This window comes from Prevotella sp. ICM33 (assembly GCF_000517825.1).
GTDB lineage: Bacteria > Bacteroidota > Bacteroidia > Bacteroidales > Bacteroidaceae > Prevotella > Prevotella melaninogenica.
Window position 1 is genome coordinate 1 of record NZ_JACD01000069.1, and the last position, 26,734, is coordinate 26,734.

The 26,734-nt window shown below is 39.8% G+C and carries 23 protein-coding genes and 1 pseudogene; 13 read left to right on the forward strand and 11 right to left on the reverse strand.

The annotated features are described in order from the left end of the window. The first annotated feature begins 396 nt into the window (after nucleotides 1-396). Both HMPREF1505_RS07750 and radC read left to right on the forward strand, forming a co-directional pair. Complete coding sequence (locus tag HMPREF1505_RS07750; protein WP_013264672.1) at nucleotides 397-1,437, forward strand: glycosyltransferase family 2 protein; 1,041 nt, start codon at nucleotides 397-399, stop codon at nucleotides 1,435-1,437. Nucleotides 1,438-1,547: 110 nt separating this feature from the next. Then, complete coding sequence (gene radC, locus HMPREF1505_RS07755) at nucleotides 1,548-2,234, forward strand: DNA repair protein RadC (RefSeq protein WP_036924337.1); 687 nt, start codon at nucleotides 1,548-1,550, stop codon at nucleotides 2,232-2,234. Between the two features lie 145 nt (nucleotides 2,235-2,379). Here radC and HMPREF1505_RS07760 read toward each other — a convergent pair whose 3' ends face one another. Further along, nucleotides 2,380-3,258: a hypothetical protein gene (locus HMPREF1505_RS07760; RefSeq protein ID WP_081722945.1), complete on the reverse strand. Its 879-nt coding sequence runs from the start codon at nucleotides 3,256-3,258 to the stop codon at nucleotides 2,380-2,382. 217 nt (nucleotides 3,259-3,475) lie between these two features. Here HMPREF1505_RS07760 and HMPREF1505_RS07765 point away from each other — a divergent pair, with 217 nt between their 5' ends. Then, nucleotides 3,476-3,796, forward strand: coding sequence for a metal-sulfur cluster assembly factor (locus tag HMPREF1505_RS07765; protein WP_004361640.1), 321 nt, complete (start codon nucleotides 3,476-3,478; stop codon nucleotides 3,794-3,796). A 153-nt stretch (nucleotides 3,797-3,949) separates the two neighbouring features. Next, on the forward strand, nucleotides 3,950-4,714 hold the full coding sequence (locus HMPREF1505_RS07770) for a UDP-2,3-diacylglucosamine diphosphatase (protein WP_004361641.1): 765 nt from the start codon (nucleotides 3,950-3,952) through the stop codon (nucleotides 4,712-4,714). A 382-nt stretch (nucleotides 4,715-5,096) separates the two neighbouring features. On the opposite strand, the gene HMPREF1505_RS07775 is transcribed toward HMPREF1505_RS07770, so the two are convergent. Together HMPREF1505_RS07775 and pta are read right to left on the reverse strand one after the other, a co-directional pair. Beyond that, entirely contained in the window at nucleotides 5,097-6,302 is a 1,206-nt protein-coding gene (locus HMPREF1505_RS07775) for an acetate kinase (protein WP_036924340.1), read from the reverse strand. 118 nt (nucleotides 6,303-6,420) lie between these two features. Then, nucleotides 6,421-7,464 (reverse strand): phosphate acetyltransferase, encoded by a 1,044-nt coding sequence (gene pta / locus HMPREF1505_RS07780; RefSeq protein ID WP_036924343.1) that lies wholly within the window; start codon nucleotides 7,462-7,464, stop codon nucleotides 6,421-6,423. Between the two features lie 455 nt (nucleotides 7,465-7,919). Here pta and HMPREF1505_RS07785 point away from each other — a divergent pair, with 455 nt between their 5' ends. Further along, a complete protein-coding gene (locus HMPREF1505_RS07785; RefSeq protein WP_036924345.1) occupies nucleotides 7,920-9,665 on the forward strand; it encodes a GNAT family N-acetyltransferase in 1,746 nt (581 codons plus the stop codon). Nucleotides 9,666-10,027: 362 nt separating this feature from the next. Here HMPREF1505_RS07785 and cdaA read toward each other — a convergent pair whose 3' ends face one another. From cdaA to HMPREF1505_RS07800, 3 genes are all read right to left on the reverse strand, one after another. Further along, entirely contained in the window at nucleotides 10,028-10,804 is a 777-nt protein-coding gene (cdaA, locus tag HMPREF1505_RS07790) for a diadenylate cyclase CdaA (protein ID WP_036924348.1), read from the reverse strand. A gap of 120 nt (nucleotides 10,805-10,924) precedes the next feature. Then, complete coding sequence (gene folP, locus HMPREF1505_RS07795) at nucleotides 10,925-11,767, reverse strand: dihydropteroate synthase (RefSeq protein WP_036924350.1); 843 nt, start codon at nucleotides 11,765-11,767, stop codon at nucleotides 10,925-10,927. Nucleotides 11,768-12,274: 507 nt separating this feature from the next. After that, nucleotides 12,275-13,354, reverse strand: a complete 1,080-nt coding sequence (locus HMPREF1505_RS07800) for a competence protein CoiA family protein (RefSeq protein ID WP_036924353.1) — start codon at nucleotides 13,352-13,354, stop codon at nucleotides 12,275-12,277. 324 nt (nucleotides 13,355-13,678) lie between these two features. On the opposite strand from HMPREF1505_RS07800, the gene HMPREF1505_RS07805 reads away from it, so the two are divergent. After that, nucleotides 13,679-14,431 carry a nitroreductase family protein gene (locus HMPREF1505_RS07805; RefSeq protein ID WP_225883635.1) on the forward strand — a complete coding sequence of 251 codons (753 nt, stop codon included), beginning with the start codon at nucleotides 13,679-13,681 and terminating at the stop codon, nucleotides 14,429-14,431. Nucleotides 14,432-14,535: 104 nt separating this feature from the next. Here HMPREF1505_RS07805 and HMPREF1505_RS07810 read toward each other — a convergent pair. From HMPREF1505_RS07810 to efp, 3 genes and pseudogenes are all read right to left on the reverse strand, one after another. Next, nucleotides 14,536-15,234 (reverse strand): annotated as a pseudogene (locus tag HMPREF1505_RS07810) (rRNA adenine N-6-methyltransferase family protein); the annotation flags it as partial. 15 nt (nucleotides 15,235-15,249) lie between these two features. Next, nucleotides 15,250-16,230, reverse strand: a complete 981-nt coding sequence (locus HMPREF1505_RS07815; protein WP_004343809.1) for an IS30 family transposase — start codon at nucleotides 16,228-16,230, stop codon at nucleotides 15,250-15,252. Nucleotides 16,231-16,554: 324 nt separating this feature from the next. Then, nucleotides 16,555-17,121, reverse strand: coding sequence for an elongation factor P (gene efp / locus HMPREF1505_RS07820; RefSeq protein WP_004361650.1), 567 nt, complete (start codon nucleotides 17,119-17,121; stop codon nucleotides 16,555-16,557). A gap of 217 nt (nucleotides 17,122-17,338) precedes the next feature. Between efp and rpmH the strand changes: the two genes are divergently transcribed. The 4 genes from rpmH to HMPREF1505_RS07840 all read left to right on the forward strand — a co-directional run bounded on the left by rpmH (nucleotide 17,339) and on the right by HMPREF1505_RS07840 (nucleotide 20,770). Beyond that, complete coding sequence (gene rpmH / locus HMPREF1505_RS07825; protein ID WP_004361653.1) at nucleotides 17,339-17,494, forward strand: 50S ribosomal protein L34; 156 nt, start codon at nucleotides 17,339-17,341, stop codon at nucleotides 17,492-17,494. 218 nt (nucleotides 17,495-17,712) lie between these two features. Next, nucleotides 17,713-18,492 (forward strand): PASTA domain-containing protein, encoded by a 780-nt coding sequence (locus HMPREF1505_RS07830; protein WP_036924358.1) that lies wholly within the window; start codon nucleotides 17,713-17,715, stop codon nucleotides 18,490-18,492. Between the two features lie 6 nt (nucleotides 18,493-18,498). Continuing rightward, nucleotides 18,499-19,596 (forward strand): RluA family pseudouridine synthase, encoded by a 1,098-nt coding sequence (locus HMPREF1505_RS07835; RefSeq protein ID WP_036924361.1) that lies wholly within the window; start codon nucleotides 18,499-18,501, stop codon nucleotides 19,594-19,596. A 175-nt stretch (nucleotides 19,597-19,771) separates the two neighbouring features. Further along, nucleotides 19,772-20,770, forward strand: coding sequence for a D-alanine--D-alanine ligase (locus HMPREF1505_RS07840; protein WP_036866309.1), 999 nt, complete (start codon nucleotides 19,772-19,774; stop codon nucleotides 20,768-20,770). Between the two features lie 123 nt (nucleotides 20,771-20,893). On the opposite strand, the gene HMPREF1505_RS07845 is transcribed toward HMPREF1505_RS07840, so the two are convergent. Further along, nucleotides 20,894-21,865, reverse strand: coding sequence for a M48 family metallopeptidase (locus tag HMPREF1505_RS07845; protein ID WP_036924363.1), 972 nt, complete (start codon nucleotides 21,863-21,865; stop codon nucleotides 20,894-20,896). Nucleotides 21,866-22,297: 432 nt separating this feature from the next. Beyond that, nucleotides 22,298-23,026: a Bax inhibitor-1/YccA family protein gene (locus HMPREF1505_RS07850; protein ID WP_081722946.1), complete on the reverse strand. Its 729-nt coding sequence runs from the start codon at nucleotides 23,024-23,026 to the stop codon at nucleotides 22,298-22,300. 323 nt (nucleotides 23,027-23,349) lie between these two features. On the opposite strand from HMPREF1505_RS07850, the gene HMPREF1505_RS07855 reads away from it, so the two are divergent. From HMPREF1505_RS07855 to HMPREF1505_RS07865, 3 genes are all read left to right on the forward strand, one after another. Beyond that, nucleotides 23,350-23,826: an arginine repressor gene (locus HMPREF1505_RS07855; RefSeq protein WP_036924371.1), complete on the forward strand. Its 477-nt coding sequence runs from the start codon at nucleotides 23,350-23,352 to the stop codon at nucleotides 23,824-23,826. Between the two features lie 326 nt (nucleotides 23,827-24,152). After that, nucleotides 24,153-24,707 carry a helix-turn-helix domain-containing protein gene (locus HMPREF1505_RS07860; RefSeq protein ID WP_013264432.1) on the forward strand — a complete coding sequence of 185 codons (555 nt, stop codon included), beginning with the start codon at nucleotides 24,153-24,155 and terminating at the stop codon, nucleotides 24,705-24,707. 140 nt (nucleotides 24,708-24,847) lie between these two features. After that, entirely contained in the window at nucleotides 24,848-26,521 is a 1,674-nt protein-coding gene (locus HMPREF1505_RS07865; protein ID WP_036924364.1) for an AMP-binding protein, read from the forward strand. Nucleotides 26,522-26,734 lie beyond the last annotated feature (213 nt).

Genomic DNA, 26,734 nt, shown 5'->3' on the forward strand with positions numbered 1-26,734 from the left:
CTTAAAGGGCACCTTTTGCAAGCCAAAAGGGCGTCTTTAAGAAGCCAAAAGAGCATGTATAGGTTTTGAACCGTAGGAAAATAATTTACAAACCTCAGCTAATGAAGGAGTAAGTTGTTGTAGAAGGCAGGTGAAGATCATATCTAATTATATTTGTCACGTAGTTTATCCCCCATTCTAAAACCATTTAATGGGAGCTAATCATACCATGTCTGTGGATTAATCTTATTCTATTAACAATCTACGTATTTAACGGAAGACCCAGATCTATTGGTGTGTTTAGATGTGCTTTGCTATTTCATACATGTAAAGGGCAGAGAGAAAGAATGTTATTTTGAGAGAATAATCTATCAAATTACTTGTCATTCACGAACAAAGTGTTATCTTTGCAACATTATGAAGTACAGCATCATTGTTCCTGTTTTCAATCGTCCAGATGAGGTTGAAGAACTATTGGAGAGCCTGCTTAGCCAGGAGGAGAAGGATTTTGAGGTCGTTATCGTTGAAGACGGCTCACAGATTCCGTGTAAGGAGGTGTGCGATAAGTACGCTGACAAGCTCGACCTGCATTATTATAGCAAAGAAAATTCGGGTCCTGGGCAGAGCCGTAACTATGGTGCTGAGCGTGCAAAGGGTGAGTATCTGCTCATTCTCGACTCCGATGTTGTACTTCCGAAGGGTTATATTCGTGCTGTGAGTGAAGAGCTAAAACGTGAGCCAGCCGACGCTTTTGGTGGACCTGACTGTGCACATGAGTCTTTCACCGATACACAGAAGGCTATTTCTTATTCAATGACTTCGTTCTTTACGACGGGAGGAATACGTGGTGGTAAAAAGAAACTTGACAAGTTCTATCCTCGTTCATTTAATATGGGTATCCGTCGTGATGTCTATCAGGAGTTGGGAGGTTTCTCAAAGATGCGTTTTGGAGAGGATATCGACTTCTCGATTCGTATCTTTAAGGCAGGAAAGCGTTGCCGACTGTTCCCTGAAGCATGGGTTTGGCACAAGCGTCGTACGGACTTCCGCAAGTTCTGGAAGCAGGTTTACAACTCTGGTATCGCGCGAATCAACCTCTATAAGAAGTACCCTGAGTCGCTGAAACTTGTCCATCTCTTACCGATGGTATTCACTGTTGGAACGGCTTTATTGATTCTGATGATTCTCTTTGGGCTTTTCTTGCAGTTATTCCCAATCATTAATGTCTTTGGAAGTGTCTTTATCATGATGGGTTTAATGCCACTGGTGCTATACAGTGTCATTATCTGTGTGGATTCAACTATGCAAAACAATAGCCTTAACATTGGTCTTCTCAGTATAGAAGCAGCCTTCATTCAGCTTACCGGCTACGGTTGTGGCTTCATCAGTGCATGGTGGAAACGCTGCGTATGTGGCATGGATGAGTTCGCCGCATATGAGAAAAACTTCTATAAGTAATTCAGAATTCATAATTTAAAAGCTATCTACAAAACCAAATCTACATTCTAAATAACAAACAATAGTGGTAATCACTCCCCTCCCTTTGGGGGAGGGGCCACTTCTTTACTATGGATAAACTATCTATTTCTCACTGGGCTGAGGCTGACCGCCCACGCGAAAAACTTGAAAGACTGGGTGCTGCCGCACTCAGTGATGCTGAATTACTGGCTATTCTGATTGGTTCTGGCACACCAAAAGAGAGTGCGGTAGACCTAATGAAGCGTATTCTCAATGACTGTAATAATAATCTGAAAACACTTGGGAAACTTTCTATTCGCGACTTAGAGCAATACAAGGGTATCGGTTCGGCAAAGGCAATCACTATTCTTGCTGCTTGTGAATTAGGTAAAAGACGGCAGAAGGCGACAGTGGAAGAGGCACCAATACTCAATAGTGCTGAGAATATCTACCAGTTTATGCACACGACGATACAAGACCTTGATATCGAAGAAGGCTGGGTTTTAATGATGAAACAGAACTTCCGACTCATCGAAGCCAAGCGCATTTCGGTGGGTGGACTTACTATGGCACCTGTCGATCTTCGTCTGATGATGAAGGAAGTGCTGCTAAAGAACACTACTGTTTTGGCGTTTTGTCATAATCACCCCAGTGGTAGTACGAACCCAAGTAGGGATGATGATATACTGACATCGCATATTCATAAGGCTTGCGAATTGCTGCATATTCATTTTGCAGACCATGTAATACTCACCGATGGAGGGTATTTCTCATATCGTGAGGAGGGAAAGTTATAGCTGAAAAGGCTCTGAAAAGGCTATGTTTTGTTATTCCGCACATATGGTGCTGATGCTCCGCACGTGTTGTGTTGATGCTCCGCACCAATGGTGTTGAGTACTAAATAGCATCTTCTGTATCATAAGAGGGAATTAATTCAGCCTTTCACTTCTTTTCTAAAGGCTCTATGCTCCACACAAGACCCGTGTGCCGCCAATAAGTAACACGTACTGTACGGTATTGTTCCAGCTTTTTAAAATGAGCATAGCTAATATTATGTTGTCTATCAGAAGACAAAGTGTCACCTTCCCATGTGATGGTATAGTCATTAGACCTCTTATAATGAGTATATACTCTCAGTGAGAATGTCCCTTCGTAACTTCTCACATCATGTTCTATAAGGTCTAATGTCAGATCATGTACCAATATAACAACCACAAAAGTAGTACCTGTTGCTATTACAAAAGAGAATAAACGGTAATACCATCGTTGTTCTTTCTTACGCATGTCACGATAGAAAATGCATATTATCCATACAAGACTTAGAAGCAAGATGATATGCAAGAATAAGCCCCAATAGCCTTCTCTGGTATGAAGTCCAAAATAGCTGGGGTAAATATAAAGGATGGCTAACAATAAAATACATACTAATTCAAGGCAAATGACCCCCCCCGACACTTTGTTATTAAAGATTCTTTGCAACAGGTTTTTCTTATTGCCAGACTCTGTATGGCTGGACTTTCTATTGCCTGTCTGTGTAGCCTCCATTAGGATAGCTGTCCATTCGGGACTGCCAGGTGTAGCTGTATGTATTCCAGTGTTATCTTTATAAGTAATATGTTCAGGCTTTCCGTCTTTATATTCGATATTCCAACCGCGGTTGTTGTGGGGATTTTTCCAACTACAGTCACCACTGTTGAGCTTGTCAATATACTTCTTTGCTTCTAATAATGTACATCCTTTGCTTTTATGAATCAATAGTACTGCTTCAACCTTCTTACCTTCGTGCAGCAACTGTCGCACTTCTTCCTCGAGACTGTTCATCTTTCTATTATTAATTTATGCACTGCAAATATACTACTTTCTGTATGCAATCACACTAAAGAACGTAACCTTTCTGCAATGAATTATTGTAATTATAGTTTTTAATTACTATCTTTGCAGAAGATAGGTTACGCTTGACTATTCGAAAGCAAGTTTTTATAGTGTTTGCTGTGCCTGTCTTTGATAAAAGAATAATTCATTAAAAGAATCACTAATTATGACAATAGAAGAGAAAACAAAGATAGAAGAAAGAATCGTTGACGTGTTGAAGACCGTTTACGACCCAGAGATACCTGTAAATATCTATGATCTTGGTATGATTTACAAGATTGATGTAGATGACGAGGGCAATCTTGATATGGATATGACCTTTACCTCTCCATCATGCCCTGCTGCAGATTTCATCCTTGAAGACGTACGTACAAAGGTGGAAAGTGTAGAAGGTGTCAAGACAGCTAACATCAACCTTGTCTTTGAGCCAGTATGGGATCAGAGCATGATGACTGAAGAGGCACGCGTTGAATTAGGCTTCGAGTAAGGTCGTTTCCGTCCTCCTTTTCAATAAGGTAGCTAAGCCTCTGTCAAATTAGCAGCCTTGTCTCTGCCATTCTGTCCCTACTTCTGAGGCATTGCCTCAGAATATAGGGAGTAATCATCACCCCTTACCACCCTTCACCCATTACCCAGTGACATGAAGAATATCTATTTCCTTTCCGATGCACACCTCGGTTCGCTCGCTATAGAGCACCGTCGCACACATGAACGCCGCCTTGTACGCTTCTTGGATAGCATTAAGCATAAGGCTGCGGCAGTCTATTTGCTGGGCGATATGTTCGACTTTTGGAATGAATATAAGTATGTTGTTCCTAAAGGTTTTACTCGTTTCCTTGGTAAGATATCAGAATTAACGGATATGGGGGTGGAAGTTCATTTCTTTACTGGTAATCATGACCTCTGGACTTATGGCTATTTAGAAAAGGAGTGTGGCGTTATCCTTCACCGTAAACCGATAACAACTGAGATATACGATAAGGTGTTTTATCTTGCACATGGGGATGGGTTAGGTGACCCCGACCCAATGTTTCGTTTTCTGCGTAAGGTTTTTCATAATCGTTTCTGCCAACGATTACTCAACTTTTTTCACCCTTGGTGGGGAATGCAGTTAGGTTTGAATTGGGCTAAAAGGAGTAGATTGAAGCGTAAGGATGGGAAGGAAGTTCCCTATTTGGGAGAAGACAAGGAGTATCTTGTGCAATACACGAAGGAGTATATGTCCACACATAAAGATATAGACTATTATATTTACGGGCATCGACATATTGAACTCGATCTCACCTTGTCGCGGAAAGCTCGTCTATTGATTCTTGGTGACTGGATATGGCAGTTTACTTACGCTGTTTTCGATGGTGAACATATGTTCCTCGAAGAGTATGTTGAAGGTGAAAGCAAGCCTTAAGAAAAGTAAAAATATCCTATTTGTAAGGACAAAACGGGATTTTTTGAGTATAAAAAGCAAAATTACGCAAAAGAATTTGGAGGTTACGAAACAAAAGTGTAACTTTGCATTGTCTTTAAGAGGAATGGATAATGATTCATTACCAAGATAAGATGATAGTGGCTTTAGCCCTAAAATTTGATTTAAGACATTCATAATATAAAATTAAAACTCAGGTTTGTAGATTAAGTTTAGTCAAAAGAAAGGTAGTTGTCGTGAGACAACTACCTTTCGCTTTTTATGGAGTTTTATCGTTGTTTATTCGTGTCAGAATACAATTATAGGCGTTAATAGGTTTTTTATGAGAACATAAAATCGCCTATAACGCCTATAATTATCTTTGTTACTTCTTCAAGTCTTTAACGAGTTCCTGCGTGTCACGTGCAATGACAATCTCCTCATCGGTAGGAACAAGTACAACTTTAACCTTTGAGTCATCGGTAGAGAGAATCTTTTCCTCACCACGACACATATTGCGTTCTTTGTCAAGTTTAATACCAAGATACTCCATGTCCTGGCAAGCATCCCAACGAAGACCAGTCTGATTCTCACCAACGCCAGCTGTCCAAACGATGATATCAACACCATTCATTGCTGCAGCATAAGCACCAATGTACTTCTTAATACGATAAGTGTACATCTGCAATGCTAAATGAGCCATCTTATCACCAGCGTTGTCAGCGTTCTCAATGTCGCGCATATCAGAGCTGATACCTGTAATACCAAGTACACCAGACTCCTTGTTAAGGAAGTCTGCCATCTCCTGTGGCTTCTTTCCGAGCTTCTCCATCAGATAGGTAACTGCTGAAGGGTCGATATCACCAGAACGAGAGCCCATCATCAAACCTGCCAATGGAGTCAAGCCCATTGAAGTGTCGATAACCTTACCACCCTTGATAGCTGCGATAGAGGCACCATTACCAATGTGACAAGTGATAATCTTCTGTGTCTTAATGTCAACACCAAGCATCTCGCAAACACGATGTGATACGTAGCGATGACTCGTACCGTGGAAACCATAGCGGCGAACATGGTACTTCTTGTAGAGATCGTAAGGTACTGCGTAGAGGTAAGCGTAGTCTGGCATTGTGCTGTGGAAAGCATTGTCGAATACAACTACCTGTGGAGTGTGAGGCATTAAAGCATCAACAGCACGTAAACCGCGCAAGTGACCAGCGTTGTGAACAGGTGCAAGGTCGATAAGACTCTCAATACCTGCCTCTACTTCCTTGGTTACGATGCAGCTCTTCTCAAAGAGGTCGCCACCCTGTACGACACGATGACCAACGGCATCAATCTCATCAAGGCTCTTAAGTGCGCCAAACTCTGGGTCGAGAAGCACCTTGAATACGAGTGCTACACCCTCCTTGTGGGTTGGAAGGTCAGCCATAATCTGCTTCTTCTCACCATTATCAAGTTTCACCTTGATGAATGCTTCATCGAGTCCGATACGCTCAACACCACCCTGAGCCAATACAGACTCATCTGCCATATCGTACAGTTTGTACTTAATGGAACTACTACCGCAGTTTAAAACTAATATCTTCATATAAAGAATTATTATTTTAGAAGGATGCTATAGGGGTTGTTTTATAAGCGTCTTATTCCTCTTTGCAGATTCCTAAAACGCTCTCAAAACCCCTAAATCATCGTTTCCAATTCTACTTTTATTTCTTAGAATCCTGTGCTTGGCAGGCTGTGATAGCTACCATATAATAGATATCATCAACACAACAACCACGAGAAAGATCGTTTACTGGACGTGCAATACCCTGGAGGATTGGGCCAATAGCCTTCGCACCACCAAGGCGTTCAACCAGTTTGTAGCCGATGTTACCAACTTCAAGGTTAGGAACAACAAGTACGTTTGCCTTACCTGCGATGTTAGAACCTGGTGCCTTCTTTGCTGCAACGGCTGGAACCAAAGCTGCATCAGCTTGCAACTCGCCATCAACCTTCAGTTCAGGGAACTTCTCCTTGGCAATCTTTGCAGCCTCAACTACCTTATCAATGATATAAACACTCTTACCAGTCTCACGGTCCTTAGCATCTTGTGCAGAGCCCTTTGTTGAGAAACTCAGCATAGCTACGTATGGATTTTGGAAGCCAGCAACACTCTTTGCTGTCTCTGCAGTGGTATATGCAATCTGTGCCAATTGGTCAGCAGTTGGGTTTGGAGTAACAGCAACGTCGCCCATAACGACAATACCGTTCTCACCATACTGCTTTTCATGTGTAAGAATCAGCATAGCACCACTCACACAGCTGATACCTGGTGCACACTTAATAATCTGCAAAGCAGGACGAAGCGTGTCACCAGTTGTAGAGAGGGCGCCAGAAATCTGTCCGTCAGCACCTCCTGTCTTAATAATCATGCAACCAAGGTAAAGATTGTTCTTGGTAACCAGTTCGCGAGCTTGCTCTAAGGTCATACCTTTCTTTTGGCGTAATTCAGCCAATTTCTCGGCATATTCTTCGCTCTGTGGGTTATTCTCTGGGTCAACAATGGTAGCCTTGTCAATGTTCTTAAGCCCCCATTCTTCGGCAAGCTTATGGATGTTGGCTGGGTTTCCAATGAGGATCAGATTGGCGATGTCATCAGCTAACACTCTGTCAGCTGCCCTAAGGGTACGCTCCTCTTCTGCCTCGGGGAGCACGATACGCTGCTTATCGGCTTTAGCACGTGCAACGATTTGCTCTAATAAGTCCATATATGTCTTTTAAAATGTAATTATTATAAATTCTGTTTTTGCTATGCAAAGATAGCAAAAGAAAGTTGTAATTCCAAACATAATTATCGTTTTCTCCTATAAAACAGGTTTATACAGGTTGGCAATCATTTTTCATCTACTTTCGTTGTGAGTATCTTCTATATATAATAGGGGCAAAGATGTCTTTTTCTTCGTATTTTTTAGCGATGTGTTGTCGTTCCGCACATATGGTGCTGATGCTTCGCACATGTGGTGCTCATGGTAAACACCAATCGTGCTGAGGGTTAAATGGCTTGTAAAATATTATTAGTCTGAGGGCAATTTGTTGTTAGGAAAGGCTTGTACTACCCGAATATGCAAATGAAGTGCTATTGGATAGCAACAAAAACAGCCTACTCTTTGGGAGTTTTGAGTTTTCTGTATATCTTTGTATTATAAACAAAGCAGATAATGTTATGATAAAATTTCATGATGTAAAGACAACCGACCGTGAATTAATACAAAGCTATACGCTATGTGGTGATCGCATGAATTGCGATTTAAGCTTTGCGAATATTATTTCATGGCGTTTCTTATATAATACGCAAATAGCTGAGGTTGACGGCTTTTTAGTGTTCCGTTTTTATACAGGACATCATCTTGCCTATATGGCTCCAGTGTGGAAATGTAAGTGGGATGAGTCTATGCGTGAGCGTTTTGCAGCTGTTATCAGGCAGATGCGAGATGATGCAATCACCTTGGGTCATCCCTTCTTGATGTTGGGTGTTTGTTCTTATATGGTTAGTGTTTTGGAGGAAACTTTCCCAGACACTTTCTTTATAAAGCCCGATCGCGACCATTTTGATTACATCTACACCCGTGAAAAGTTGGCAACATTGTCTGGTAAGAAACTTCAAGGCAAACGAAATCATTGTAATAAGTTCCGTAAGAGCTATCCTAACTATGAGTATCGTCCGCTTACAAAGGAGATGATACCCGAGTGTATCGCTGTAGAAGAGAACTGGAGGGCTGTCACAAAGGAGGATAACGAAGATACGGAAGAACTCTCTGAAGAACTTCGTTCTATGACACGTGTCTTCGATTTGTGGGATGAGATTGGTGCCCTTGGTGGTACGATATGGGTTGATGGGAAGTTGATAGCTTTTACTTTCGGCTGTCCTATCACGGATAAGGTGTTCGATGTTTGTGTGGAAAAGGCTGATACTGCCTATGAAGGAGCCTTTTCTATTATCAATCAGGAGTTTGCACAGCATCTTCCAGAGCAGTATGAATATATGAATCGTGAGGAAGACCTTGGAATAGAAGGACTCCGTTATGCGAAGCTTTCCTATAAACCAGACATTCTTTTAGAAAAGAGTGTTGTCATGGAGAAATATCCTTTGGCGCAGGAGGAAACACAAGAACAGATTAAAGAGGAGACCATCGCTTTGTGGCGTGACACCTTCCATGACGCAGAACCCTTTATTCAACTCTATTTCTCACGTGTCTTTAAACCTGAATATAATATTATCTGTCAGGTCAATCAACATACAGTAGCTGCCCTTCAGGCCCTCCCTTATACAATGAAATATTATAATGAAGAGGTGCATACGGCTTATATTAGTGGTGTGAGTGTACGAGAAGAATACCGTAAGCAGAATATGGGTAACAATCTCATGTCGCAGGCTCACTTCCGTCTTTACCATAAGGATGTTGTCTTTGCATCGTTGATACCTGCTGAGGAATGGCTTTACGATTGGTATAGTCGTTGTGGTTATACACGTAACATTACTTGTACACTGCCTCCTGCTGATGTTGAAAATATGGACTTTTCAACCTTCGATAGGTGGCAACGTGCAAAGGATTGTGTACTTTTACATGATGAAGACGGTTTTGATATTATCAAAGAAGATTGTCGAATATCACAGTCTATTGAGCCAGATGCTTGTGTAGAAACGAAGGATATCCCTGGAATGATTCGTATTATCAATGCTGAAAAGGCTTTGCAACTCTTTGCAAATCGCCATCCAGAGCATACGGAAAACATTCGTGTGTATAATGATTCGGATATCCCAATGAATAATATCTACTTCGAAATTAAGCATGGACACGTAGTCAGAACCAATCATCCTTTGCCTGATACCCATTCATTAACAATCACTGAGTTAGCTGATTACATCTTTAAGAATGATAACCTTGAGATGAATTTAATGCTGAATTAGGTGTTGGGTGTTGAATGTTAGGTGTTGATGATGTGTTAAAGTTTGGCGCATCTGAGGGAACATGTTGGTTAAATGGGTGTTGGGTGATGGTTGTTGGTTGTTAAGTGTTGGGTGTTGATGAATACTATATTAGGTGTTGGGTGTTAAGTGTTAGGTGTTGATGATGTGTTAAAGTTTGGCGCATCTGAGGGAACATGTAGGTAAATAAATTGGGTGTTAATGGATAGCAAGCTTATGACTATACATTAATACCCAAATTTTATACCCCTTAGTGGTATTCATCAACACCTAACACCCAACACTTATCATCCTTTATAGGTATTCATCATCATCAACACCTAACACCCAACACCCATCACCCCTTACGCTGTTACAATCTCTTTCGTCAAGATACTTTCCAATTGTTCGGCAGAAAGGCGGAGTTGGAACTCGCCACGTAGGGCAACGCTGATACGGCCTGTTTCCTCTGATACGATGACAGCCAAGGCATCAGAGTCTTGAGAGATACCCATTGCAGCACGGTGTCGCAAACCAAGTTCCTTTGGAATATCTTGCTTGTGGCTCACTGGAAGAATACAACCTGCAGCCTTGATACGACGTTTAGAGATAACCATCGCACCGTCATGGAGTGGAGAATTCTTAAAGAAGATGTTTTCAATGAGACGTTGATCAATACGAGCATCAATCAAGTCGCCTGTCTCCACAATGTCTTCTAACTTCACACCACGCTCAATAACAATCAGTGCACCTACCTTTCCACGACTCATGCTCATACAAGCCATAACGATAGGCATGATGGTTTCCTTGTCAACTTCTTCTTTACCCCCCCTCTTGGTGAACAACTTCATAAGGTTGTTTATCTTTCTGTGTGCACCAAGACTATAAAGGAAGTGGCGTATGTCTTCTTGGAAGAGGATAATCAGACCGATGACTCCCACCGAAACGAGTTTGTCCATGATACTACCTAAGAGGCGCATCTCCAACACTTGACTCACAATGAGCCACACGATAACGAATACCATAATACCGATAAAGATGTTCAGTGAGCGTGACTCCTTCATCAATCGGTAAATATAGTAGAGCATCAGTGCTACCAGCACGATGTCGATTACATCTTTTATTCCAAATGGGAAAAACATAATAGTAAAGCAACTCCCTGTTTCATAATCGCGACTTCTGATAGTAAGTTGAGTCGGTATGCTAATATTGGGTGAAGTATGGGTTATCTATTGGTTGATAATTAATGTGTTAAATAACGCTTATTGCTCAGCTTTTTGGCGCATTGCTTCAACGATTTTCACCGCTTCAACAGCTGGACGAACGTCGTGAACACGGAGGATGTTGGCTCCTTTCATGAGGGCGATAGTGTTCAGGACCGTTGTACCATTAAGACTTTCATTTGCTGTTATGCCCAAAAGCTGATGAATCATACGCTTGCGGCTGATGCCAACGAGTAGGGGAAGTTCCATTATCTGCAGTCGTTCCATCACACTCAACAAAGTGTAATTTCCGTCTACTGCTCCTTTGCCAAAGCCAAAGCCTGGGTCGAGGATAATATCTTTCTGTCCTAAGGCACGCAACTCTTGTACTTCACGTGAGAAGTTGATGAGCATATCGTGTAGATTGGCTGCCGTAGACATTAATATATAAGGTGTACCTAATTCGGCGACAGTAGGGAACATCTCTGGGTCTTTACCTTCTTCAACATCGTTGATGATGTCGGCTCCAAACTCTTCAACGGTGCGGCGAGCTATTGAAGCATGAAAGGTATCAATAGAGATGATGGCTTCTGGCTCTGCTTCTCGGATGATAGGGAGGGCAAAAGCTAATCGATTCATCTCCTCTTCGGCACTGACAGGGTCACTGTCGGGACGAGTGGAGCAAGCTCCAACGTCAATAATCTTTGCCCCTTCAGCCACAATCTCATGCGCACGTTGGCGAATAGCCTCCTCTGTCTGTACCCGACTGCCGGCAAAGAAAGAGTCTGGTGTCACGTTCATGATACCCATAACGAGCGGATGACTCAAGTCGAGGAGCTGTCCCCTTACGTTGATAGTATAGTTAACGGGCTTCACGTCTGCCCCAAGGTTCATATTTTCCATATCCGCAAAGGTAATGCAAAAGTAGCATATACGTGAATTTTGAATTAAGAAATTTGATATGGTGGGGGAGACAGGGTAATCTTAAGACAGGGTAACAGGGGGGTAGGGGATGTGTTGAGACAAAGTAACAGAAGAACAAAAGATTAGTAATAACATGGAATGGGACGTTATTTGTATAGAAAATTTAGCCTTATTGTGTTGCAGCTTAGTGGGTATTTTGATATGATTAACAGGTAAGATACGAATTATTTTCATGAAAAAAAATATTTCTTTTCATGAAGAAAAATATTTCTTGTCGTGAAAATAATTCTTTTTGTTCATGAAAATAATACGTGTTCGTTGTCTTACTGCTATCGAAAAAACATTTGTTATGATAACATGTTAATAATGTGAATTAACCCTTGATAGAGATTTGCACAGTTCTTTGTTCAATTTGTAAAGATGTCTTGAATAAAAGAGAGTTGGTATAAGAACTATTTTCTATACATTTATTTGAAGGGTGTTTTGTTATATTCTCTCTGTTAAATCTTTGTTTACCCATATATCATAACCATTTGATTGTTTGTAGTCTTCAAAATCTTTAGCTGCGAATTGTATAAATTCCTTGTTTTCTTTAAAGTTTATGCATTTGTGTGCATCATTATCTTCACAGTATTTTGGAGTATTATATTTTTTATATAGTACGCATAAAGCTTTTCCAAAAGTGTCTTCCTTTTGCCATTTGCAAATGTGGCAGTCTTTTTTTATTAAGCCTGCTTGGTATGCTTTCGTAATGCCAATATTATAAAAACCTCCAGAATTTATAAAGTAGGGTACACAGTCGTTGTAGTTAATAGTTATTTCATATACCCCTTTTCTACTATCTTTGTAATTTTGACAATTGCAGTTATCTTTTTGTACATAACTTTTTCTTGATTTGAAAAGTATATATTTTTGAACGGGGACACTAAAGGTGCTTGAGTACTTGCTATCCCTTTTGAAATTATATAATTTTATCCCATCCCCCTCTTTGAGTTTTGTGTTATTTATGATCTTTGTAATATCTTCTTCTTTCTCTATGGATATTTCTATTATCCGTATACCTGACTTTATTTTTTCTTCTGTGCATTTATGTGAAACATAGATTTCTATAAATATAGGATTATCTTCTTTTTGATGGTTTCTTTTACAAAGAAGGTCTGCAATGAAATTCCCGTACTTGCGTTCAAGAAGACACTCTGAGTAATAGTCTTTGAGGTTTCTTTCTGTACGTTTCTCTTTTTTACAATCATACTCGTTGTATAAAGGACATTCTTTGTTTTTTATACAAGTATCATATTGTATCATATCTAAGATGATTTCTTTCTCTTTATTGAACCATTCTGCTATTTGTATTTCAGCTATAGAATGTAGATATTTATCATAATCACATTCTTTCTTCTTGTGAGCAAAATGCCAACGTCTTTCTTTACCATATTTGCCAATGACCTCTTGTTTACAATGTGGACAGAGAAAAGTTTCGTCTTTTCTTTCTATGGTTTCTTCTATTCTTAGAAGTTTTCCATTGCAATCTAATGCAAAGTGTTGAATTTTGCTTATCTTATTCATTCTGCTGTTTTTGATTGGAGATTATCATTTATCCTTCATATTTTGTGTGCCTTGTTATGTAATAAGTTTAATTTATCATGCTATATTTCAGAAGACCTCCTTTTGAAAAGTTCTTTGGTAAGATATTTTGCTAAATCTAATCTTGCTGTCACTGCTATCACATGAAATTATTACTTAACTCATTAGTTTACAGTAGGGTTGAGTGAAATGTTAAAAGTGACAGCAAATTAAAATGAATAAAATTTAAAGGAGACAAAAATGCCACAAATTCTTATAGACAGAAAAACATGTTCTAAATGCAATACTTGCGCAACTGTATGTGTAATGGGAATCATTGATAAATCGACAGCCTTAAATTATCCAACCATACCTGAAGAAAAATTGGATTATTGTTTAAAATGTGGTCATTGTGAGTCTTTTTGTGCACAGAAGGCTCTTACCTTAGATTTCCTTCTTGACGAAAAAATTAATACGTCTTTTTTGGATAGTCAGATTGAACCACAGAATATAGCATTGTATATAAAAAGTCGACGTTCTGTGAGACATTATTCTTCAAAGACAGTTAATAAAGAGTTAATTGCTAAAGTTATTGATATAGCCCGTTATGCTCCATCTGGAGGGAATGGACAACCAGTAAAATGGATTGTTATTCATAAACCATCAGAGGTAAATCGTGTTGCAAGTTTAACCGTTGATTGGATGCGAACTATTCAAAACACATCACATCCTCTAGCAGATTATGTACCTGCAATAATTTCAACTTGGGATAGTGGTTTGGATTTGATTTGCCATAATGCTCCCCATTTACTTTTTGCACATGTTCCTATTGAGCCAATTGATGACCCTACCGAAGCAATTATTGCTTTGACTCATTTTGATATTGCTGCGCCCGCTTTTGGTATCGGTACATGTTGGGCTGGATTCGTAAAGTTGGCTATAGACAATTATAAACCATTAAAGGATTTGTTATCAATACCAGAAGAACGTAAAGCGGCTTGTCCAATGCTATTTGGATATTCAAGTTATAAAATAACTTCTATTCCGAGACGCAATCCTGTGGATATTACATGGAAGTAAAATAGAAGTTACTTAATGACTAAAATGGTGTATTAAACAGTTAATCTTGATTCAGTAAAAAAAATAATTTTGTTTTACTGAATCAGACTCTAATCAACTAACAATTAAGAGGGATGGTTTTTTTCAGGAACTCTCTCCAACATTTCCAAAAAACAACATTCCCATTGTTTTGCAGCCAAACTAACAATTTGACAATTAAGATTTATTCCATATTTATCAGCAATAACTCTGACTTGACTTTTTCTGAATATTGTCTTTAATACAGTTCTGGCTGGCAAATCGGGTTTTTGCAACAAGAAAGTGAGAAAATTCAGATATTTTCTTTTCAATTCATAACTTATTGACATTTTTTTTCTTTCAATCTTTAAAAGTGCTGACTTGACTTTTGGTGGTGGCAAAAAACTCTCATGAGATATTTCATACATAAGTTTTAAATCAAAAAAAGTATGATAAAACACAATATATGGATTGAAAACTTTTTTTGAAAATAACTTTTGGGCAGGTTCAAGTTGCATTATCAATGAACCACCCATAAAATGCTCAACACTATCAAACATCAAGGATTTTAAAATTTCAGAAGTTATTCTGAAAGGGATATTAGACACAACTTTAAAATTTCTTTTTGGTATGGTGTAACATCTAAAATCACAATCAATAATTTTGACATTCGTGTTGTTAGAAAACTTGTTTTTTAGAATGGACAATAGCGATTTATCATTCTCTATTGCAATTATATTTGTGCATTGACGAACTAAATGAACAGTCAAAAATCCTTTTCCGGCACCAATATCTATAACAGTGTCGGATTCATGCTGAATTCAAGTTCCAAATGCAACGGAATTCATATTAATAATTTGTTTAAATTTTTCGTTTGGTGTGAGGTATCCAAGTCTTTTACGAGGTCTATTATTTAGATTGTTTTCAATCCATTTAATACGCTTGTTGGTTACTTCACTAAAGTCCGTACCCTTTGGGATATACTGCCTGATAAGACCGTTAGTATTTTCATTGGCACCACGCTCCCAAGAGTGGTATGGCTTACAAAAATAGAAATTAATATCTAATTTTTGTGCTATATCCTCGTGTTTTGCAAATTCTTTTCCATTATCAGCCGTTATTGTGTGTATTAAGTTTTTTACTTTTCGTAATGCCCATACTGTAATCTTTGCTACAGGGATGGCTTCTTTCCCTGATAGCTTACGTATCCATACTCTGCTTGTTGCTCTATCATTAATGGTTAGAATAGCACCTTTGTGATTCTTTCCAATAATTGTATCTATCTCTAAATCACCAAATCTTTCTTTTTGCTCTACAATTGAAGGTCGCTGATCAATCTCCACTCTATTCGGAATAAATCCTCTACCTGCGTTTTTAGAACCACGCTTTGAATATTTGCGTCCTTGCCTTCTAAGAGATTTATGAAGATCCCCACCTTGTCGTTTATCTTGCCATATCCAACAATATATAGTTTCGTGAGATACCATAGCTATATTTTCTACTTGGCTTCTGCCCACTATCTGCTCTGGGCTCAAGTCCTTTCGTAGAAGCTTTTTTACACGCTTCTTCATAGCTTGTGTAAATACCTCCTTTCGCTTCTTTTCAACCTTACGTTTATCTGCCTTTCTTTGGGCAAGATCAGGGTTGTATTTTCCACTACGACTATCGCAATTGCGTTTTATTTCTCTATAAATATTACTCCTATCAACTCCAATAGCTTCAGCTATATCTTTTTTACTCATCGGAACTTGCAACATCTTAGAAATTGCATACCTTTGCTTTTCGGTTATATGTTTACTCATCTACAACTTTTATTTCTTTGGACGGACAATAAAAACAAAGATAGTAACATTTATCCATTCAGCAGAGAACAGAGGGAATTGTCTCTCTTTTCTCTCTGAAAAAAATATTACTTATGCAGCTATTAATCCTTTTCTTTAAAAGTTGCATTTATAACTTGAACTCAAGAAATAAAACTATTCTTGTAAGATACTTAATAGCTTCTCTATCTTTAGAAAGTCTTTAGCACTCTATATATAGGAAGAAAAAAATAGGATATGCCAGTCACCTGACACATCCTATATTATATAATGTTTAATGATAGTCTGTCTGTTGACAGGCAGGACTTAGGCGTTTACACGACCCAAGTAGCTACCATCGCGAGTGTCAATCTGGATAACCTCACCCTCATTGATGAAGAGAGGAACGCGAACAACAGCACCAGTCTCAAGCGTAGCAGGCTTTGTTGCGTTTGTTGCAGTGTTACCCTTCACACCTGGCTCGCTGTGTGTAATGGTCAAAGTAGTCTTAACAGGCATCTCAGCGAGGAGGATTGTACCATCAGAAGTATCTGTAACAACTTCTACAACGTCACCTTCCTTCATGTAGTCAGAACCAGTAATCTGGTGCTTAGAGATAGGAATCTGCTCGAAAGTCTCCTGATTCATGAAGATGTAACCAGTTGAATCTTCATAAAGGTACTGATAAGGACGACGCTCAACACGAACATCCTCAAGCTTGAAACCAACCTGGAAGGTACGCTCAAGCACACGGCCGTCAGCAACATTCTTCAACTTTGTGATCATAACGGTGTTACCCTTGCCTGGCTTACGGTGCTGGAAGTCGATGCAAGTCCAAATTTTACCATCAAGACGAATACATGTTCCAATCTTGATTTCCTGTGAATTAATCATAATCTGTTAATATCTAATTTATTATTTTTATACGTTGATATCTCACTAATGCGGTGCAAAGTTACAGAAAATATGGAAAAAAACATAAATAAAGGGCGTAAAAATCATTGTTTTCTTGGTTAATTCAAAAAGATTAAGTAATTTTGCAGCCCATAATGGCAGGTTTTATCCTGTTGCTCTTATAATTTGCATAATAACAATAAAATAGGATAAGAAAATGAAAAGAACATTTCAGCCGCACAACCGTCGTCGTGTAAACAAGCACGGTTTCCGCGAGAGAATGGCAACAAAAAACGGCCGTCGTGTATTGGCTGCTCGTCGTGCCAAGGGTCGTAAGAAGTTAACTGTTTCTGACGAACATCACGGAAAGTAAAAAGTACGCTGTTTCCCTTAGAGGGAATTAGTGCGAAAACGGAAAGAAGTAGAGACTATTCTTTGCTTCTTTCCGTTTTTTTATCTACCTTTGCCAAGTATAATGTTTAGTTGACGGGTTGACGAGTTGACTGGTTGACAAGTTATATGCTAATATTAGGAGTTGACAGGTTAACAGGTTAACAAGTTGACAAATTAGAAGAAAAATAAACAAGTTGAATGACAGCAAGAGAATTCTTCCATAAATTTAATAGCACATATATCTGGGGTAATATCCTGGCTATTGTTATTCTTGTGTCGATGCTGTGTATAGGAGTTAGGTTTGGACTTGACTACTACACGCTCCATGGTGAGTCTATCGTTGTGCCAAATGTGATTCATAAGCAGTATGATGAGGCAGTGGATATTATGGGTAAGGTCGGACTGACGATTGAGGTGACGGATACAGGATATGTGAAGGAACTTCCTCCAGACTGTATTCTTGAGCAGTCACCTGCTGGTGGTAAGCGTATTAAGTCTACTCACGTGGTTTATGTAACCATCAATGCGGCAAGTGCTCCATCACTTGTAATCCCTGATATTATTGATAATAACTCACTTCGAGAAGCACAAGCACAGTTGCTCTCTATGGGATTTAAGGTGGGTGAACCTGAATATATACCAGGAGAGAAAGACTGGATTTATGGTATCTTAGTCAAGGGTAAGCATGTTCAAGCAGGCGACCGTGTTCCGTCAGATGCTGTGATTGTGTTGCAGGTGGGTGATGGTACGCGTCAGATTTCTGATACATCAGGTTTGAAGGAGCCTGAATATGAAGAAGTAGAAGTCGTAGAGAAGGTTCCTAAATATGATGAGGTTGAGGAATATGTGGAAGTACCAGTTGACGAGAATGGCAACGAGATAAAAGATGGACATGGAAAGACGAATGCTGGTAGTTCGGGTTCTTCTTCACAGTCGGGTTTGCCTGCTGATCCATCTTCGGTTAGACCAAAAGAATAAAGTGCAATGATGACAGAAGAAGAGACGATATTTGACGATGAATTTAACGACGACTTCCTTCCCACTGCGTCTAACGAGGGGGGAGAGGGAGAGTTGTATGAGCACTTCCGTGTCATTGTTGATAAAGGTCAGGAGCCAGTTCGTATTGATAAGTTCCTCTTTGAACGAATGCAGCACTCCAGTCGTAATCGTATTCAGAAGGCTGCCGATGCGGGCTATATCCATGTGAATAATGCGCCAGTGAAGAGTAATTATAAGGTGCGTCCAGAGGATGTTATTACCTTGATGCTCGACCGTCCGAAGCATGACAATACGATCGAAGCTGAGGATATACCTTTGGATGTTGTCTATGAAGACGACGTTCTGATGGTTGTCAATAAGCCCGCGGGTCTTGTTGTACATCCAGGAGCAGGTAATTTTCATGGTACACTGATTAATGCTATTGCTTGGCATTTGAAAGATATGCCTTCCTTTGACCCTAATGACCCAGAGGTGGGATTAGTACATAGAATAGATAAGGACACAAGTGGGCTCTTGGTGATTGCGAAGGCACCTGATGCAAAAACTGCATTGGGTAAGCAATTCTTCAATAAGACAACCCATCGCAGCTATAATGCTATCGTTTGGGGAAACATGACAGAAGATGAAGGGCGCATCGAAGGGAACATTGCACGTGATCCGAAAGACAGATTGCGCATGACGGTATTCCCTCCAGACTCAGAGGTTGGTAAGCCTGCAGTTACACACTATCGTGTCATAGAGCGTTTCGGTTATACAACACTCATCGAATGTATCCTTGAGACAGGGCGCACCCATCAGATTCGTGCACACATGAAACATATTGGGCACCCTTTGTTTGGCGATGAGCGTTATGGTGGAACAGAGATTCTGCGTGGTCAGCGCTCAAGTACTTACAAGGCTTTTATCCGTAATTGTCTTGCACTCTGCAACCGTCAAGCACTTCATGCACGAACCTTAGGCTTTGTTCATCCCGTTACAGGTGAGCAGATGGACTTTACCAGTGAACTGCCTGCTGATCTTTCTGCACTGATTGAGAAGTGGAGAGGTTTTGTAAATGGACGAGCTGACGAGGTTATCAGCTAACGAGTTGACGAGAGAATGAGTTGACAAGGCACTTGAGTATTGGTGCTAAGGTTTGTTGGAAAAGTAGTACATTCAAATAAAAAGAAATAAATAATATCCCGCATAAGCCTCCGAAGACATTTAAAAGATAGCTCTTAGTGAGGGAGATAAGGGAATAAAACATAAAAAAGACACAATGAAAGATTCAAAGCGTACAATCGCTATCGTCTGTGGTGGCGATTCTTCAGAACATGATGTTTCTATGCGTTCAGGACAGGGATTATACTCTTTCTTTGACAAGGAGCGTTACAATATATATATAGTTGATGTAAAGGGTATCGATTGGAATGTAGAATTGCCTGATGGTAGTTTGGCACCAATAGATAAGAATGACTTCTCATTTGTCATGAACGGTGAGCGTGTAGAATTCGATTATGCTTATATTACAATCCATGGTCAGCCTGGTGAGAACGGTGTGATGCAAGGTTACTTTGATCTTATCCAACTACCATACTCAACAGGCGGCGTGTTGGTTGAAGCATTGACCTTTGATAAGTATGTTCTTAATAACTATCTGCGTGGCTTTGGAATCAAGGTTGCCGATAGTATTCTACTTCGTCGTGGTGAAGAATATGATGAGGCTGAGATTGAGAAACGACTTGGCATGCCTTGCTTTGTGAAGCCAGCGGCTGATGGTAGTAGCTTTGGTGTATCAAAGGTGAAGAATATTGACCAGCTTGCACCAGCTCTTCGTGTTGCTTTTATGCAGAGCGATGAGGTTATGATTGAGGCTTTCATGGACGGTATGGAAATCTCTCAGGGTGTTTATAAGACAAAGGATAAGGCGGTTGTCTTCCCAGCTACTGAGGTTGTTACAAGCAATGAGTTCTTTGACTATAACGCTAAGTACAATGGTCAGGTAGAGGAGATTACACCTGCTCGTATGTCAGATGAGACCGCTAAGCGTGTTGCAGCTGAGACAAGTCGTATCTATGATATTCTGCATGCTAATGGTATCATTCGTATCGACTATATTATCTCAAAGGATAAGGATGGTAAGGATGTTATCAATATGCTTGAAATCAATACCACACCAGGTATGACCGTCACCAGCTTTATTCCACAGCAGGTACGTGCAGCAGGCTTAGATATTAAGAACGTTCTGAGTGATATTGTTGAGAATCAATTTAAGTAAACTGACAGAATAAATCTTTCGGAAAAGTAAAAGAGGGTATCAGAATTGCCATTGTCTTTATGACAGGCTTCTGATACCCTCTCTTTTTATGTTCGTTCGCTGATTATTTGCGAGATTTTGTTATTATCTTCTGCGAGTAGTTGCTGGACGCTTACCAACTGGACGTTTGCCAACAGGCTTCTTACCAACATTCTTCTTTGCTGCTGGGCGACTACCAACTGTTCTCTTATTAGAAGACTGAGCGTTAGAGGTCTGCTTGGTTGTAACAGGTTCCTCGTGTACAATTCTTTCAGGCATCTTATTCTCTGGACGAGCAAAACCATCTTTCTCAGCACGCTTACTCATAGTCTTGATACGCTTGTCGAGATCAGGGTGTGATGAGAACATACGCTGCCACTTACTATCTTTTTGGACGCCAGCATCCTCTTCTAATTTCTTGAGACGCTCGAATGCAAGTGCCATAGCCCAAGGGTTCTTACCATTCTTCTTGAGGAACTCATAACCATAACCATCAGCCTTGCTCTCCTGCTTCTGTGAGTAGGTGGCGTTGAGGAGTGACTCTCCAAGGCTACCGAGCTGTGACTCGCTTAGTGCAGCAGCAGCTCCATTGGTTGATGCGATTCCATCTTTCAAAGCAGAGGTTAGCAATGCGGTACGGAAACCTTTCTTAGAGTCCTTATGTGCAACGTGTCCAAGTTCATGTCCGATAACACCTAATAGCTCTTCATCAGTCATTGCATCCATCAAAGAAGAGAACACACGTACGCTACCATCTGGGCAAGCGAAAGCGTTTACGTCAGTAACATAATATACTTTAAAGTTCAAAGGAATACCTTCAACCGATGTCAGTCCCTGGGTGAGTCTGTTCAGACGTTTTGTGTAAGGACTTTTTGCATCACAAACATGGTTGTGCTCATCCATCCACGCAACATACTCTTTTACGTATTTTGCCATGTCGGCATCTGTTAATGTGGCTGCTTTAAGAACTTTTGTGGCACCTCCTGCAGCTTTGCCAATATTGAACTGAGCCTTCATTGGCAAGGTTCCTAAGAGGAGGAAGGCGCTAATACATACGCCGTAGATACTTTTTCTCATAAGAAATTGTTTTATTAATGATAACTTTCACTTGCAAATTTATATATAATTTTTTAAATTTTCAAGACTGTTTTCCCTTTTCTATTGTTAGTAATTAGTATTTTAATGTCCCCTCTTACTATTAATTATAACGGTAAGAAGTAATATGATATACCATCTTTGGTTGTTGTGTTGAGGCTTAACACAGATTGTGTTGGCGCTTAGCACCAATGGTGCGAAGTACTCAATACTATGCTATAGATACTTAGAAAGGGTGTTATTTGGGTTAAAAACGATGTTAACTTCTATGAGGTAATACTATTCTCATAAATCTTACTCGGTAGAAATCTTCATCAATGAAAGTAGAAATGTTCATCAATGAATGTAGAAATATTTATCAATAAAAAAGGACAACCCGATTGGATTGTCCTTGTATGTTTGAATTTTCCTTTATTAGTTTCGGTTTTTTCCGAGGAAACGGAGGAGATAAAGAAAGAGGTTGATAAAGTCAAGATAAAGACTCAATGAACCAAGAAGTGCAACCTTCTGTGCGCCCTCGCCGGCATCTGGTGCCATTCGCAAGTTTTGTTTAATCTTCTGTGCATCCCAAGCGGTAAGACCTGTGAAGACAAGAACACCGATGCCACTAACGATTAAGTCGAACATTGTACTCTTTAAGAAGATGTTTACCAATCCTGCGATGATAAGACCAATCAGTGCCATAAAGAGTATACCGCCCATCTTGGTTAAATCCTTCTTTGTTGTAGAACCTATCAAAGCCATAGCTCCGAAAGTTCCTGCTGTAATAAAGAAGGTTTTAGCGATGGCTGCTGAAGAAAAGGCAGCGAAAATCCAACCTAATGTCAGTCCGTTGAGAGCAGCAAAGGCTATGAACCATATTGTTGCAGCAACGAGTGACAGTCTATCAATGCGTGAAGAAAGGTACCATACAATACCTACTTCAACCAAACCTGCCACAAGTAATGGACCGCGTCCCATATAGAGGAGTTGGATGAGGGCAGGAGAATTGCCAGCACCATAGGCAATAACGCCAGTGATAGCAAGTGCCATAGCCATCCATACATATACCTTACGCATGAGTGATGGAAATACACGTGACATTTCTAAGTCGCGCTCTTGGCTACTTGTCACGTTTGTGAAATTGTCAAAATTCATATTCATAATCTTTCTTTGTTTGTTATCTGTTCTCTATTGCCACCATACTTTTGGCTCTGTGGCATAACTGTTTTATATTTGTTTGTTATGCAAATGCTATGCCATTTAATTGCAAATATAAAGGAAAGATTGGACACTAACAAATATAAAGTTGATTTTTGATTAATTTTATAATATTTAATTGGAGATAAACCCTTGTCTGATTTTTATATGCTTTATGCATGATAATTGGTATATTAATACCTTATTTTGCATTTTCTTGTATTTTTATTTGCATAAATAGAAATATTTGCATACTTTTGCAAGTGAATCAGAATATATATACAGTTATGAAAGTAAAAAACAGTAGACTTGAAGCATTGAAGATGTTAATTTCAAGTATGGAACTTAGTTCCCAGGAAGAAGTATTAAAGGAATTAGAGAAAGAAGGATTCAAACTGACTCAGGCAACATTGAGTCGTGATCTCAAGCAGTTGAAAGTGGCAAAGGCTGCTTCTATGAACGGAAAGTATGTATATGTTCTGCCAAATGAGACAATGTATCGTCGTGTGACGACTCCTCGTAAAGCAACGGAGATGATGCAGCGAAGTGGGTATATCTCGGTAAATATCTCGGGGCAGTTGGCTATTGTTAAGACACGTCCAGGTTATGCCAGTGCGCTTGCATACGACATTGATAACTCTGATTCACATTATATATTAGGTTCAATTGCGGGCGATGATACTATCTTCATTGCGCTTCGTGAGGGTGCTTCGCGTGGTCAAGTGTTAGAGGCATTGTCGTATGTAATTCCTGAGATTGGATAGGAATCGTGCGTACTTACATCAAGTATCGACTTTTGATATTAATATATAAAGGTGTAAGTCTTTAAAAAACTCGTTTTATAAATTCTATAGAAGTGGATTTATGAAACGAGTTTTTTGTATGTTTTATTCCCAATGTTTCCTTTTCTTTGTAGGATAAGTTATTTGTAATTATTGCCATCTAAATTTGATATTTATATGCACAACTCACCTATAGGTGTGTATAATTTTGTTTATTTAATATGCAAATTACTGAAAAGTTATCACTTTTCGATGTAAATTTGATTTTATTTCTTACTTTTGCGAAGAATAAAGTTGTATATAGGATTATGGAAGAAGCGATAAAGTTAATAGGCGAAAGATTAAAAGGCTTACGTGAGTCTTTGGATATCTCAGTAGAAGAAATGGCAGAAACCTGTGGTGTCACGGATGAGAAATATCTAAAAATGGAAGCAGGAGAGAGCGACTTGTCGGTTAGTAGGCTATATAAGTTGTCTCAAAAGTATGGTATTGCGTTGGATGCTTTGATGTTTGGTGAGGAGCCACACATGTGTTCTTATTTCCTTACACGTAGGGGGAAGGGTATGAGCGTAGAGCGTAAGTATGCCTATAAATATCAGAGTTTAGCAAGCGGATTCAGTGGTCGTAGGGCGGATCCCTTCCTTGTGACGGTAGAGCCAAAGCCTGAAGATGCCCCTGTAAATATGGATATACACCCTGGACAAGAGTTTAATATGGTTTGGGAAGGGCGTATGGATCTTAGATTAGGGGATAAACGATTTGTTTTAGAACCAGGTGATTGCATTTATTTCGATGCTAATCAACCTCATTGTATGCGTGCTTTGGATAACGTACCAATGCGCTTCTTGGCTATTATATTTTAGGTTTAGTTTATTCATAACCTCTAAAGGAATTGTGACGATGGTATATCGTGTACTTTAGAGAGGGGTATAGTCTTTTAATATGTTTATTTTGTGTGATATAGGAAAACCTATAAAGCATAATGTTAATTCAAAAGAATAAAATGATAGAAAGATATTTAACACAAACACATTTTACTTCAGAGGAAGATTTTCGTGACAACCTACATTTCGTAGTTCCTGAAACGTTTAACTTTGCTTACGATGTTATGGATGAGTGGGCAAAGATTGCACCAGATAAGTTAGCTTTGCTGTGGACCAGTGAACGTGGAGAGGAGTTGAGGGCAACGTATGCCGAGTTTAAAGAGCAAACCGACCAGGCAGCAGCTTACTTCCTTAGTCTTGGTATTCGACGTGGAGACAAGGTTATGCTGATATTGAAACGCCATTATCAATGGTGGGTTTCGATGATGGCTCTGTGTAAGATTGGGGCTGTGGCAATCCCTGCGACCCATATGTTGACAGCAAGTGATATCGTTTATCGTAATCAGCGTGCGTCTGTAAAAGCTATAATATGTGTCAATGATGAATATGTGACTACGCAGGTTCGAGAGGCTATGTCCGAGAGTCCAACGGTAGAGGTTCTTGTTGCTGTTAACTCATTGGCACAGAAGGGCTGCCCTGTAGCAGAGGGATTTCATGATTGGTTTGCTGAATGGGAGAAAGCGCCAGCCTTTGTGCGTCCAGAGGAAGTGAATGTAAATGAAGATACGATGTTGATGTATTTCACAAGTGGTACCAGCGGTGAACCGAAGATGGTGGCGCATGATCATCTCTATGCGTTAGGACATTTAGTAACAGGTGTTTTCTGGCATAACCTTGATGAGGATAGTATCCATCTAACTGTGGCTGACACGGGATGGGGTAAGGCTGTGTGGGGTAAACTTTATGGACAATGGTTTGCGGGGGCAACGGTCTTCGTATATGATCATGAGAAATTTTCGGCAGAGAAGATTATGCGGATGATGGAGAAATATCGTATTACTTCGTTCTGCGCACCTCCAACGATCTACCGTTTTATGTTGCAAGAGGATTTCTCGCAGTATGATCTTTCTGCGCTGAAGTATTGCACTACGGCTGGAGAAGCCCTTGAACCAGTTGTCTTCCAGAAGTTTTATGAGCTTGTGGGAGTCAAGATGATGGAAGGTTTTGGACAAACGGAAACGACAATGACTTTGGGAACTTTCCCTTGGGTTAAACCTAAGCCAGGCAGTATGGGTAAACCGAATCCGCAGTATGATGTTAAGTTATTGAAGTCGGACGGCTCTCCGTGTGAAGATGGTGAAAAGGGTGAAATCTGTATAGATACCAGTGCTGGGAAGGCGATAGGACTCTTTAAGGGATATTATCGTGACCCAGAATTGACTGAGAAAGTTTGGCATGATAATCTTTATCATACTGGTGATTTGGCATGGCGTGATGAAGAAGGATATTATTGGTTTGTAGGTCGTGCTGATGATGTTATAAAGAGTTCGGGTTATCGTATTGGGCCGTTTGAGGTAGAGAGTGCACTGATGACTCATCCTGCAGTTGTTGAGTGTGCAGTAACGGGTGTGCCGGATGAGATACGTGGTATGATTGTAAAGGCAACTGTTGTTCTTGCCAATGATTGGAAGGGTAAGGCAGATGATGCATTTGTGAAGGAATTGCAAAATCATGTGAAGCGTGTGACAGCTCCCTACAAGTATCCACGTATCATAGAATTTGTTGATGCGTTACCGAAAACAATCTCTGGAAAGATTCGACGTGTGGAAATTCGTGAACGTGATAAGCAGTAGATAGATTTGTTTTCTTTTTAAGCATGTCTTTATATTATATAATGTGTAGTGCTTAATTTGGTGCTTTAAAATGTGGTATAAAGAAGAAAAATGCAATTTTTTGAAAGTTTTTCTTCAAAACATTTGGTGGGAGAGGAAATTCTGTATACCTTTGCACTCGCTTTACAAAACAAGCCACCTGGCAAGTTACTTAAAGCAGTAAAGAAAGAGTTC